At 67.4% G+C, this 12800-nt stretch carries 11 protein-coding genes and 1 riboswitch; of the genes, 6 read left to right on the top strand and 5 right to left on the bottom strand.

Annotated features, from left to right (window positions below; genetic code table 11):
- Nucleotides 1-6: 6 nt before the first annotated feature.
- The gene (locus tag HH212_RS05920) at nt 7-1983 is read left to right on the top strand and encodes a monovalent cation:proton antiporter family protein (protein WP_169434580.1); all 1977 of its coding nucleotides are present in this window, start codon (nt 7-9) and stop codon (nt 1981-1983) included.
- A 37-nt stretch (nt 1984-2020) separates the two neighbouring features.
- Here the strand turns inward: HH212_RS05920 and HH212_RS05925 are convergent, their stop codons facing one another.
- From HH212_RS05925 to HH212_RS05940, 4 genes are all read right to left on the bottom strand, one after another.
- The gene (locus tag HH212_RS05925) at nt 2021-3133 is read right to left on the bottom strand and encodes a GGDEF domain-containing protein (RefSeq protein WP_169434581.1); all 1113 of its coding nucleotides are present in this window, start codon (nt 3131-3133) and stop codon (nt 2021-2023) included.
- Nucleotides 3134-3336: 203 nt separating this feature from the next.
- Nucleotides 3337-4146 carry a flocculation-associated PEP-CTERM protein PepA gene (gene pepA, locus HH212_RS05930; protein ID WP_169434582.1) on the bottom strand — a complete coding sequence of 270 codons (810 nt, stop codon included), beginning with the start codon at nt 4144-4146 and terminating at the stop codon, nt 3337-3339.
- 199 nt (nt 4147-4345) lie between these two features.
- The gene (locus HH212_RS05935) at nt 4346-5038 is read right to left on the bottom strand and encodes an alpha/beta hydrolase family protein (protein ID WP_169434583.1); all 693 of its coding nucleotides are present in this window, start codon (nt 5036-5038) and stop codon (nt 4346-4348) included.
- Nucleotides 5038-5910: an MOSC domain-containing protein gene (locus tag HH212_RS05940; protein ID WP_169434584.1), complete on the bottom strand. Its 873-nt coding sequence runs from the start codon at nt 5908-5910 to the stop codon at nt 5038-5040. Before HH212_RS05940 ends, HH212_RS05935 begins: the two co-directional genes overlap by 1 nt.
- Nucleotides 5911-6011: 101 nt before the next feature.
- Nucleotides 6012-6112: riboswitch (TPP riboswitch) on the top strand.
- Between the two features lie 83 nt (nt 6113-6195).
- Here HH212_RS05940 and thiC point away from each other — a divergent pair.
- The 5 genes from thiC to thiE are packed head-to-tail and all read left to right on the top strand — an operon-like array spanning nt 6196 to nt 10614.
- Nucleotides 6196-8112, top strand: coding sequence for a phosphomethylpyrimidine synthase ThiC (gene thiC / locus HH212_RS05945; protein WP_169434585.1), 1917 nt, complete (start codon nt 6196-6198; stop codon nt 8110-8112).
- 2 nt (nt 8113-8114) lie between these two features.
- A complete protein-coding gene (gene thiS / locus HH212_RS05950; protein ID WP_169434586.1) occupies nt 8115-8318 on the top strand; it encodes a sulfur carrier protein ThiS in 204 nt (67 codons plus the stop codon).
- A 36-nt stretch (nt 8319-8354) separates the two neighbouring features.
- Nucleotides 8355-9170 carry a thiazole synthase gene (locus tag HH212_RS05955; protein ID WP_169434587.1) on the top strand — a complete coding sequence of 272 codons (816 nt, stop codon included), beginning with the start codon at nt 8355-8357 and terminating at the stop codon, nt 9168-9170.
- Nucleotides 9170-9985, top strand: a complete 816-nt coding sequence (gene thiD / locus HH212_RS05960) for a bifunctional hydroxymethylpyrimidine kinase/phosphomethylpyrimidine kinase (RefSeq protein ID WP_169434588.1) — start codon at nt 9170-9172, stop codon at nt 9983-9985. The genes HH212_RS05955 and thiD overlap by 1 nt, the downstream gene beginning before the upstream one ends.
- 14 nt (nt 9986-9999) lie before the next feature.
- On the top strand, nt 10000-10614 hold the full coding sequence (gene thiE, locus HH212_RS05965) for a thiamine phosphate synthase (RefSeq protein WP_170205294.1): 615 nt from the start codon (nt 10000-10002) through the stop codon (nt 10612-10614).
- Nucleotides 10615-10709: 95 nt separating this feature from the next.
- Here thiE and HH212_RS05970 read toward each other — a convergent pair whose 3' ends face one another.
- On the bottom strand, nt 10710-12698 hold the full coding sequence (locus HH212_RS05970; protein ID WP_169434589.1) for a PhoX family protein: 1989 nt from the start codon (nt 12696-12698) through the stop codon (nt 10710-10712).
- Between the last annotated feature and the right edge of the window lie 102 nt (nt 12699-12800).

The following is a 12800-nucleotide window of genomic DNA, read 5'->3' on the forward strand; positions in this document are numbered from 1 at the left end:
CACCACATGACATCCGGCCTCGAACTCACCCTCCTCCTCCTCGGCAGCGCCGTCCTCGGCGTGGTCGCATTCCGCATGCTGCACCTGCCGCCCATGCTGGGCTACCTGGCGGTGGGCGTGCTGATCGGCCCGAACGCCCTGAACCTGGCCGACAACGGCCCTTCCACCCACGCGCTGGCCGAATTCGGCGTGGTGTTCCTGATGTTCTCGATCGGCCTCGAATTCTCGCTGGCGCAGCTGAAGGCGATGCGGCGCATCGTGTTCGGCCTGGGCCTGGCGCAGGTGAGCCTGACCGTCGTGGTGACGGTGCTGGGCGCGCTCGTCATGCGCAACCTGCCGTTCCGGATCGGCTGGCAGGCCGGCCTGGCGCTGGGCGGCGCGCTGGCGATGTCGTCCACCGCGATCGTCTCGAAGCTGCTGACCGAGCGCCTGGAACTGGAAAGCGAGCATGGACGGCGCATCATCGGCATCCTGCTGTTCCAGGACCTGGCCGTGGTGCCGCTCTTGATCCTGATCCCGTCGCTGGCCAAGCCGGCGGAAGAGCTGGCGATGACGCTGGCCTGGGCCGCCGTCAAGGCCGCCGCCGTGCTGGCGCTGCTGCTGTTCTTCGGCCAGAAGCTGATGCGCTGGTGGTTCACGGTGGTGGTCAAGCGCCGCTCGCAGGAACTGTTCATGCTGAACCTGCTGCTGGTGACGCTGGGCGCGGCCTGGATTACCGAGCACGCCGGCCTGTCGATGGCGCTGGGCGCGTTCGTGGCCGGCATGCTGATCTCCGAGACCCAATACAAACACCAGGTGGAAGAAGACATCAAGCCGTTCCGCGACGTGCTGCTCGGGCTGTTCTTCATCACCATCGGCATGCTGCTCAACGTCCAGCTGGTGCTGGCCAACTGGTGGATCGTGCTGCTCCTGCTCTTGCTGCCGGTGCTGCTGAAATTCGCGCTGATCGCGGCACTGGCCAAGGCCTTCGGCTCGTCGGACGGCGTGGCCATGCGCACCGGCCTGGCGCTGGCGCAGGCCGGCGAATTCGGCTTCGTGCTGCTGAGCCTGGCTTCCGGCTCGAAGCTGATCGACCCGTTCCTGATCCAATTGGTACTGGCCTCGATGGTGCTGTCGATGCTGATCGCGCCGTTCGTCATCGCCAACATGGACAAGATCGCCATGAAGGTGGCGTCCAACGAATGGATGCTGCAGTCGCTGCAATTGACCCAGCTGGCCAGCCGCACGATGGCGGCGCAGAAGCACGTGATCATCGCCGGCTTCGGGCGCAGCGGCCAGAGCCTGGCCACCCTGCTGTCCGAGGAAAAGCTGCCGTGGTACGCGCTCGACCTCGATCCGGAACGGGTGCAGGAGGCGCGCAGCGGCGGCGCCAACGTCTCGTACGGCGACTGCACCCGGCGCGAAAGCCTGATCGCGGCCGGCATCAACCGCGCCAGCGCGCTGGTGATCACCTTCGCCGACACGCGCTTGGCGATCAAGGTACTGCATCTGGTGCACGAGCTGGCGCCCAAGCTGCCGGTGATCGTGCGCGCCCACGACGATACCGAACTGGACGTGCTGAAAAAGGCGGGCGCCACCGAGGTGGTGCCGGAAGCGCTGGAATCGAGCCTGATGCTGGCCTCGCACGCGCTGGTCGTGATGGGCGTGCCGCTGCGCCGGGTGGTGCACCGGGTGCAGGCCGCGCGCGACGAGCGCTACGCCTCGCTGCGCGGCTTCTTCCACGGCGCCAGCGACGTCAGCGACGACCCGGCGCACAGCTACGTGCGCCTGCATTCGGTGACGCTGAAGGAGGATGCCGCCGCGGTCGGACGCTGCATCGCGGAGCTGGGGCTGGACGAATTCGGCGCCGAGGTGACGGCGGTGCGGCGCGGCATCAACCGCATCGAGCCGGGGCCGGAAACGGAACTGCTGGGCGGCGACGTGGTGGTGTTGCGCGGGACCGGCGCGGCGGTGACGCGCGCGGAAGGAAAATTGTTGCGGTAGGGTGGACGGCAAAGCCGCCTCGCCGGCCACGTCCACCCTACCGCGCCACCACCCTGTTCCGTCCGCTTTCCTTGGCTTCGTATAACGCCTGGTCGGCCTGCGCCACCAACTGCTGCGCCACGCCCTCGATCGCATGGTCGCGCTCGAAATCGTCGAGCGTGGCCACCCCGATCGACACCGACACCGACAGCATCGTCCCGTCCGCCAGCAGGAACGGCTGGTCGGCCACGCCGGCGCGGATGCGCCCGGCCACCAGGCTCGCGCTGTCGAGGTCGGCGTCGATCAGCAGCACCACGAATTCCTCGCCGCCGAAGCGCCCCAGCGCATCCGACATGCGCAGCTCCGCCTTGATGCGCGCCGCAACTTCGCGCAGCACCTCGTCGCCGGCGCCGTGTCCGTGGACATCGTTGACCTGCTTGAAATGATCGATGTCGATGTACATGCACGAGACGCGGTAAGTCTGGCGGCGCGCACGGCCGATCTCCTCGACCAGGCGGCGGTCCATGTAGCGGCGGTTATAGACGCCGGTCAGCGCATCGGTCAGGCCGATGTACTTCAACATCTCGTTGCTGATCACGTTTTCCAGGCAGATCGCGATGATCGAACCCATGTGCTCGACGAAGTCGGTGCCGAGCAGCGGCGTGAAGCGCGCGGGATCGCGGCTGCCCAGGTTCAGGCTGCCCAGCAGGCGCTTGTTGCGTAGCAGCGGCACCAGGGCGACGCTGGCCAGGCCGGCCGGCGGCTGCGGGAAGGCCATGCGGTGCAGCGCCGGGTCGTGCGGACCGAGCAGCGGTTTCGGGGCGTCCTGCGCCAGGTCGTGGCCGAGCGCCCCGGCATGCTCGTGGAACAGCAGGTTGGGCAGCGCCTCGAAATCCACGCCCAGCTTGTGCATGACGGTATAGATGTCGGCGCCGGCATCGACCAGCGACAGGGTCACGACGTCGAGGTCGGAAATCACCGGCAGCTGGCGGAAGATGGTGGCGACCAGTTCCTGGAAACCGGCGGCGCCCACGATCTCGAGGTCGAATGCCTGGTGCCGCATCATGATCGCGTAGTTGTTCTCGGCCTGCTCGATGAGACTGGCGAGCTGCCCGCGCAGCGCTTCGTTCTCGGCCTTCAGTTCGCGCACACCGGCGCCGCCCTCATGCATTAATCATTCCTTTCAGCAAGAACCATAACGGTACGCCAAGTACGCCGCCTTGCAAACGAAAAAACGCGCGGCGCGATGTAAAACGTTGTGAGGATGCCCGTCGGACAGGTATATGCGGGAATAAAAAAATCCACTGCCGCAGGCGGCAGTGGATTTCATGGACGACGCGTCGGCGAGGCGCACCCTAGCGGGCGCGCGCCCGATCAGGACTTGCGGCGGCGCGCGAAGCCCAGGCCCAGCAGGCCCAGGCCGAGCAGGGCCAGCGAAGCCGGTTCCGGCACGTCGGTGCTCTGGTTGAACACCACGTCCAGCGAACCGTTGATGAGCTGGGTGCCGGTCGGGCTGAAGTTGTTCAGGTGGCTCGACTGGAACGACAGGCTGTAGAACGGGTTCGGCGCCACGAAGAAGGTCTTGCCGACTTCGGTCAGTTCGAAGGTGGTGGTGGAACCCACGCTGCCGCAGTTGATGCCGTTGCTGCCGCAGGTGCTCAGGTTCGGATCCAGGGTGCCCAGGCCCGAGATCGGGTCGCCGCTGGCCAGCAGGACATCGGTCTCGTTGCCGGTGAAGGTGAATGCGCTCGAGCCGTTCGACGGCGTGGCGCCAACCGCGGTGACGGCGCCGAGGTCCAGGTACAGCGACAGGTTGCCGGTACCCGGCACGAAAGTGAAGGTGGTGGCGCCGTTCACGGTGTTGACGGTGCCCGACGCGGTGTACACGGCATACAGGCCGTAGTCGGTGCCCAGGCCGGTAGTGCGGGCAGCCAAGCCGATGTTGCCGCCATTGGTGACGAACTGGCCGGCATCCCAGTACAGCGACACGTTGAAGGTGCCGTCGCCGTTGAAGGTAGCGACTTCGCTGTAGTTACCGGTGATCTTATCGGCGGTAAAGGCGGCCTTGGTACCAACCGGCTGGACGGTGAACTGGTTGAATTCGGCCGCGCCGGCGCTGGCGCCAGCGAACAGGAAGGCGGCGGTGGCGGTGCAGGCCAGGACGGTTTTCGAAACTGCGTTCATCTTGATATCCATTAAGTAGTGTGACAAAGCCAGATACACGGATATAAGCAACTACTGTGCCAGAACAAAGATATATTTAAAATTCAAAGGCTTATCCAACACGCATGAAAAATGCCGAGCTCGACTGTAAAAAATTCCAACACTAACCAGCTTCTTGGAATAATTTTTCCAAACTTGGTCGATGGCTGAAATTAACTGACTAGCGTCTTCGACCAATATCGAATGTCGACTCTTCGAGCACAGCATGGACCGCCGGCGCCAGCAGCGCCGGCGTCAGCATATGGATCCCGCGCGGCACCAGTTGCAGGCGTACGTCGGCGCCGAGTTCGGCCAGGCGCGCCGCGGCCAGTTCGCTGTGTGCCACCGGCATCACGCCATCCATGCGGCCGTGCACCAGGCTGACCACGGTGCGCCGTTCCCAGCACACCGGAAGCGGCGCGAAGCGCCCGGCGATGGCGACCACATGGTGCGCCAGCCAGTGTTGCGCGCAGGCTGCCAGCGCCATGATCGCGCCTTGCGAAAAGCCGACCAGCACGGTGTCCGCCGGACCTGCCCCGTGGGCGCGCTGGAGCGCTTCGACGGTGGCGACAAAGGCGTCCAGCGCAGCGGCGATGCGCCCCGGCCGCACGGCCTCGTCGATGTCGTCCACCGAAAACCACTGGAAACCGTGCGGGCCGAGGTCGTAGGGCAGCGCGGCCGGCGGCGCGGCGATGCGCGCCCGCGGCAGGGCCGTCTCGACCAGCGCGGCGAGCGGCGCCATGTCGGCTGGCGTACCGCCGACGCCGTGCAGCAGGATCACCAGTGGCGATACCTGCGCCGGCGTGTCGTCGGCCGCCGGATCGCCGGCCGCCGGATTGCCGGGCCCCGGATCGCCGGGCGCGGCATGCCGCATCAGAACGCGATTTCGCCGTCGAGCGCCTGGCCCACGCGCAATTCGCCGCCGGCGCCTTCGGTCACGATGCAATTCATGCCCATGCACACCGCCCCTTCCAGGCGCGCATTGGCGCGGAACGATTGCATGATGACCAGCGGATCGGGGCCGGGGATGCCGGTGGCCTGGTCGATCGACGGGATCGGGCAGCGCGCGCACGGCTTCACCGGCTTGAACTCGACCACCTCGCCTGCCGGCGCAATGGTGCGCAGCGCGCCCACGTAATCCTCTTCGAAGGCTTCCAGGCCGTCGATCACGATGTTGGGCCGGAAGCGGTCCATCGGCAGCGCAGCGCGGCCGGCGGCGCGCATGCGCAGGTTGACGTCGTCCAGCGACGGCTGGCCGATCAGCAGCAGCGGATAACCGTCGGCGAAGCGCGTCTGCGACGGCACCCCATTCGTCCACTTGACGCTGGTCGGGCGCACCACGTCGCGCCGGAAGCGCGCCAGGCGGCACGGGGTGATGCCTTCCAGGCCGAGCGCACGGGTGAACCAGGCGCCGGCGGCGGCGCCACAATCGGCGGCCTCGACCTCGTCGTCCCAGACGCGCACGCGGCTGGACGGGGCGTCGTCGCGCCAGGCCAGCGGCAGCACCAGGTCGTCCATGCCGGGCGCGCTCACGCGCAGCGTGTCGCCGTCGGGGCGCGGACGGATCAATGCCATGCGCGGATGTTCGCGCTGGGTCAGGAACTGGCCGGTTTCCGTCACCACCATCCACTCGCGGTCGTGCACGCCCTGCGCGGCCAGGCCGGATTCGTGCAGCACGGCGGCATCGACCGAGATGCCGGCGCAGGATTTGATCGGGTACAGCAGCAGCTGGGAGACGGTGGGCATGGTAGAGCGGAGGCGATTGCGGGAGCGGCGATAGTATCGCATCCAATTGCCAACCTCACCAATCGCGCGTACACTCGCGCCGTCGCCCCATCGCGGGGCGGCAACAACGCTAGGGGTCCTGCGCCGTCACGGGCGCGGGTGAGAAATACCCTCCGAACCTGATCTGGATAATGCCAGCGAAGGGAAGCTACAGAGCAGCGCGTGCGCGTCCACCGGCGCCGCAACATGCCTCGCTCCGCACTCCTCCCGCTGGATCGCCGATCTTCACAGTGACAGGGAGTGCACTTGAACGCCGATCCGAAATTCCTTTCCACCCACGCCACGGTCGATGCCGCGGCCGTCGCACCGCTGCCGAATTCGCGCAAGGTCTACGTTGCCGGCAGCCGGCCCGACCTGCGCGTGCCGATGCGCGAGATCCACCAGTCCGATACGCCCGCCTCGTTCGGCTTCGAACCGAATCCGCCGGTGTGGGTCTACGACACCTCCGGCCCGTACACCGATCCGCAAGCCAGCATCGACATCCGTTCCGGCCTGGCCTGCCCGCGCGCCGGATGGATCCGCGAGCGCGGCGACACCGAAGCGCTGGCCGGCCCGACGTCGGCCTACGGCCTCGAACGGCTGAACGATCCGAAGCTGGCCGAATTGCGCTTCCAGCTGCACCGCAAGCCGCGCCGCGCCCTGCCCGGCCGTAACGTCACGCAGATGCACTACGCGCGCCAGGGCATCGTCACGCCCGAGATGGAATTCGTGGCGATCCGCGAAAACCTGCGCCGCCAGGAATACCTGCGCACGCTGGCCGATGCCGGTCCCACCGGCCAGCGCATGGCGGCGCTGCTGGGCCGCCAGCATCCGGGCCAGTCGTTCGGCGCCAGCATTCCGGCCGAGATCACGCCGGAATTCGTGCGCGACGAAATCGCGCGCGGGCGCGCCATCCTGCCGGCCAACATCAACCACCCGGAATCGGAACCGATGATCATCGGCCGCAACTTCCTCGTCAAGATCAACGCCAACATCGGCAACTCGGCGGTCACCTCGTCGATCGGCGAGGAAGTCGAAAAGATGACCTGGGCGATCCGCTGGGGCGGCGATACCGTGATGGACCTGTCGACCGGCAAGCACATCCACGAAACGCGCGAATGGATCATCCGTAACAGTCCGGTTCCGATCGGCACCGTGCCGCTGTACCAGGCGCTGGAAAAGGTCCATGGCAAGGCCGAGGAACTCACCTGGGAAATCTATCGCGACACCCTGATCGAACAGGCCGAGCAAGGCGTCGACTACTTCACCATCCACGCCGGCGTGCGCCTGCCCTTCGTGCCGATGACGGCGAACCGCCTGACCGGCATCGTCTCGCGCGGCGGCTCGATCATGGCCAAGTGGTGCCTGGCACATCACAAGGAATCCTTCCTGTACACGCGTTTCGACGAGATCTGCGAAATCATGAAGGCCTACGACGTCGCCTTCAGCCTGGGCGACGGCCTGCGCCCCGGCTCGATCTACGACGCCAACGACGAAGCGCAGCTGGCCGAGCTGAAGACGCTGGGCGAACTCACGCAAATCGCCTGGCGCCACGACGTGCAGACCATGATCGAAGGGCCGGGCCACGTACCGCTGCACATGGTCAAGGAAAACATGGACCTGCAGCTGGAGCAGTGCCACGAAGCGCCCTTCTACACGCTGGGACCGCTGACCACCGACATCGCGCCCGGCTACGACCACATCACCTCCGGCATCGGCGCCGCCAACATCGGCTGGTACGGCACAGCCATGCTGTGCTACGTGACGCCCAAGGAACACCTCGGCCTGCCCGACAAGAACGACGTCAAGGACGGCATCATCACGTACAAGATAGCGGCGCACGCGGCCGACCTGGCCAAGGGCCATCCGGGCGCGCAGATCCGCGACAACGCGCTGTCGAAGGCGCGCTTCGAGTTCCGTTGGGCCGACCAGTTCAACCTGGGACTGGACCCGGACAAGGCGCGCGCCTTCCACGACGAGACGCTGCCCAAGGAGTCGAGCAAGGTGGCGCACTTCTGCTCGATGTGCGGCCCGCATTTCTGCTCGATGAAGATCACGCAGGAGGTGCGCGACTACGCCGCCAGGCAGGGCATCGCCGAACCCGGCGCCGCGCTGGCGCAGGGCATGCAAGTGAAAGCGGTGGAATTCATGCGCCGCGGCGCCGAGCTGTATCACAAGGAGTAATCGTGCCGGACATCGAACTGAACGGCGCGCCGCACGCGCTGCCCGATGGCGCCAGCCTGCACGACCTGGTGGCCGCGCTCGGCCTGGCCGGCCAGGCGCTGGCCCTGGCCGTCAACCGGCGCGTGGTGCCGCGCGAACGCTGGGCCGAGACCATCCCCGCGCCGCGCGACCGCGTGGACGTGGTGCGCGCCATCGGCGGCGGCTGAACGCCGCCCCTTCGAAAACAAGGATAAACGGACATCATGAATGCAAACACGAATGCAACGACCAGCGCCGCGCGCGCGGACAAGCCGCTCGTCATCGCCGGCAAGCAGTACCGTTCGCGCCTGCTGGTGGGCAGCGGCAAGTACCGCGACCTGGACCAGACCCGCGCCGCCACCGAGGCGGCCGGCGCGGACATCGTCACCGTGGCGATCCGCCGCGTGAACATCGGCCAGGACCCGCACGCGCCCAACCTGCTGGAGGCGCTGCCCCCCGCGCGCTACACCATCCTGCCCAACACCGCCGGCTGCTACGACGCGAAGGATGCCGTGTACACGCTGCAGCTGGCGCGCGAACTGCTGAACGGGCACAAGCTCGTGAAATTGGAAGTGCTGGGCGACGACAAGACCCTGTTCCCCAACATGCCGGAAACCCTGCGCGCCGCCGAGGAACTGGTGCGCGACGGCTTCGACGTGATGGTCTACTGCAGCGACGACCCGATCCAGGCGCGCATGCTGGAAGACATCGGCTGCGTGGCGGTGATGCCGCTGGCCTCGCTGATCGGCTCGGGCATGGGCATCCTGAATCCGTGGAACCTGTCGCTGATCATCGAGCAGGCCAAGGTGCCGGTGCTGGTCGATGCCGGGGTCGGTACCGCTTCCGACGCGGCCATCGCGATGGAGCTCGGCTGCGACGGCGTGCTGATGAACAGCGCCATCGCCTTGGCGCACGATCCGGTACGGATGGCGCGCGCGATGCGCCTGGCGGTGGAGGCCGGGCGCGAAGCCTGGCTGGCCGGGCGCATGGCGCGCCGTTTCGCGGCCTCTCCGTCGTCGCCGATGGCGGGACGGGTCTGATGGGGGCGCCGCGGGAAGCTGAAGCAGCGCGCGCCGCCGCGCACGAATCTGCGCGCCCGTGCGTGCTGGTGTTCGCCGGGCTTGACCCGTCCGGCGGCGCCGGCATCGGCGCCGACATCGAAGCCATCGCCGCCCAGGGCGCGCACGCGCTGCCGGTGGTCACCGCGCTCACGGTGCAGGACAACAACCGCGTGCGCGAGGTGGTACCGGTGGACGCCGCCCTGCTGGCGCGCCAGGCGCTGCTGCTGGCCGAGGGCATCCCGGTGGGCGCGGTCAAGATCGGCATTGTCGGCAGCCGCGACAATGCCGAGGCGATCGCCGCGCTGGTCGGCACGCTGCGCGCGCGCTGGCCGGCGCTGCCGGTGGTGCTCGATCCGGTGCTGGCCAGCGGCCGCGGCGACGCCCTCGGGCGCGACGACGCGCTGGCCAGCCTGCTGCCGCTGCTGCCGCTGGCCACGCTGCTGACGCCGAACGGGCCGGAAGCCGCGCGCATCGGCGACCTGGCGCGCGCCTGCGCGCACGTGCTGCTGACCGGCGGCCACGATGCCGACCACCGTGCCGACGGCGCCGAGGTGGTCAACCGCTGGATCGGGCCCGAGGGCGCGCGCGCCTGGCGCTGGCCGCGCCTGCCCGGCGAATTCCACGGCAGCGGCTGCACGCTGGCGTCCAGCATCGCGGCGCGCCTGGCGCTGGGCGAACCGATGTCGCAAGCGCTGGAAAACGGCCAGCGCTACTGCAACCAGGCGCTGGCCGATTCCTACGTGATCGCCCCCGGCCAGCGCATTCCGCGCCGCATCCAGCATCGAGGAGCATGAGCATGGGACTGAACATGAAGGGTTTGTACCTGGTGACGCCCGACTGGGACGACACCGAACGCCTGCTGGACGCCACCCACGCCGCGCTGGAAGCCGGCGCCGCATTGGTACAGTACCGCCACAAGACGGCGTCGACTCCACTGCGCGAGGAACAGGCGGCGGCCCTGCTGGCGCTGTGCCGCCGCCACGGCCGGCCGCTGGTGATCAACGACCACGTGCACCTGTGCCGGCGCCTGGACGCCGACGGCGTGCACGTCGGCGGGACCGATGCGGCGGTGGCGTCGGTGCGCGACGCGCTCGGACCGGGCAAGATCGTCGGCGCGTCCTGCTACGGCAACTTCGCGCTGGCGCTGGCGGCACAGGAAAACGGCGCCAGCTACGTCGCCTTCGGCGGCTTTTATCCGTCGCTGGTAAAACAGTATCCGGTGACCACGCCGCCGGCGCTCGTGGCGCGCGCGAAGGCAGTGTTGCGCCTGCCGGTGGTGGTCATCGGCGGCATGACGGCGGAGCGGGCGCAGCCGCTGGTGGCGCTCGGCGCCGACATGGCGGCGGCGATCAGCAGCGTGTATGCGGCGCCGGACCCGGGCGCGGCGGCAGCCGAATTCGTGCGCCTGTTTCAGAACGGATAATTGCGTTGTGACGCAGGGTGGACGTGGCCGGCGAGGCGGGTATTCCCGTCCACGCGTTCAATATACGCATGCACACCGGCACCGCCCCACGAGCGTTACGCCTTGGCCAGCTTGAACTGCGCCAGCTCCCCGGTCAGGTAGCCCACCGCCGCCCCGAACTTGTCCTTGTAGTTGGCGCGGATCAGCGGATCGAGCGTGGTCTTCACCCCGGCATGGATGCCGCCCCAATCCCCGGCGTGCTGGAAGTTGCTCATGATGTAGGTCCAGCCATTGATGTCGTCCACCGCGTGCAGGCCGGTCGATTCGCCGCCGGCCGGCACCGACAGGATGCGCGACAACTGCTTGCTGTCGACGTTGTATGCCCACAGGAAATTGTTGACGTGCTGGCTGCTGTCCTCGCCGATGAACAGGGTGCGCATCTTTTCCGAGAATTTCAGGTTGTCCGGATTGGCGACCCGGTCCGGATTGCCGGTGTTGCCGAGCGCGTCGGCGGCGATGTCCTCGCCGGTCAGCAGCGCCTTGGTATCGGCCGGCATCCAGTCGCTGTCGATGGCGTTGCCGGCGGTGTCCTTCTGGCCGCCCTTCAGGTTCAGCATCATCACCGCGCCGGCGTTCAGCGCCTTCGGGATCGAGATGCCGTTGCCCGCCACGTTGAGCGCATTCCCCGCCACCATCGAGCTCTGGCAGTTCTGCAGCGCCGAATAGGCGATCTTGTCCTTCAGGTTGACGGTGGTGCCTTCCATTTTCGTGAACCCCATCGAGGCGCCGACCAGCGCCGCGTAGCGGTGCGTCTCCAGGAAGGCGGCCGCCTTTTCCATGCCCGGCATCAGTTTCAACCACTCGATGCGGCCGTTGGCGGCAACTTTGGTGTAGCTGGCATCCTGCGGGTCGGCCGTCCTGACGTCCATGATGTCGGCCGGCTTGACCGAGGCCGCCAGCGCGCGGATTTCGGCGCTGCTTGCGGCGCCGAGCTTGATCCAGGTGAGCGGCGCGCTAGCAGCGGCCGGGTCCAGCGAAAAGCCGCTGCCGACCCTGGCGACGTACAGCGTGCCCGCCGACAGGTCTTTTTCCTTGTCGGCGACGAACACGAAGTAGCCGCTGTTGGTGGCGTCGTCGCCCATCAGCACGGTGCGGTTGTCGCCCAGTACCTGCACCAGCTCGTGCGAGATGCGGCCCATGCAGTAGTGCTTCTTGATGCTGGCCGTGCCGTCGGTATTGACCGTGATTTCGGGCAGGTGGCCGTAGTTGTACGGATTCGCCTTCGTCTCGTCGCCGTACAGGTTCTTGCTGTAGGCGCGGAATTGGGCGTCGGTGGCGGCGGTGAAAGCGTTCGGCTCGTACTCCTCGCTCGACAGGTGGGTGCCCCACGGCGACAGGCTGGCGCCGCAGGTGATCCACAGGCCGTTCACGCTGGAAGTATCGACGTTGTGGTACTTCACCAGGCTGAGTTTGCCGGTGGTCTTGTCCTGGTCCAGCGTCAGCACCGCGATCGGCGCCGGCAGCTTGCCGTACATGTCGGTCTTGCCGTCCTGCGCCCAGGTGGTGTACTCGAACTGCACCACGGCGAACACGGTATTGCCCTTGACGCCGGCGACGCTGGCGTTCGGCACGGTCAGCAGCGAGGTGCCGTCCGGTGAGTCCGAGAAGAACTGGCGCTCTTTACCAGCGACGCTGGTGTCGACGATCGGCTTGTTGTTGATGTCGTAGTAGCCGCCGGCCAGGATGGTGCCGCCGCTGCCGTTCGGGACCTGGTCGCCGGTGATGAAGAACGGTTGATAGGAAAGCTTGAAATCGAGCTTGCTGCTGTCGCTGAAGGTGGCCGTCATGGTCGATGCCACCGAGGTCGTGGCCATCGCCGCGGCGTTGGCCATGGTCGGCGCGGTCATCGCGCCGAAGCTGACGCTGGCCAGCGTGACGGCCGGCGTGGCCGGCGTGGTGGCCACCGGGCCGGTACCGGCATCATGGTCGCTGCCGCCGCACGCGGCCAGCAGCGCGCCCATGCCGCCGGCACTCAGCGGCAGCATCGGCGAGGCGCCCAGGAAGCCCAGCAGGCGGCGGCGGGACAGGTCGGTGTTGGCATTCATTGTCATTGCTCCAGATTCGGGGATGGGGCCGCGTGGGGGCGGTCGATCCCGGGGAGCATAGCCAACACGTATGTCAGCTTGATGACGAAAATTTAACGGTTC

This window comes from Massilia forsythiae (genome assembly GCF_012849555.1).
Classification (GTDB): Bacteria; Pseudomonadota; Gammaproteobacteria; order Burkholderiales; family Burkholderiaceae_D; genus Telluria; species Telluria forsythiae.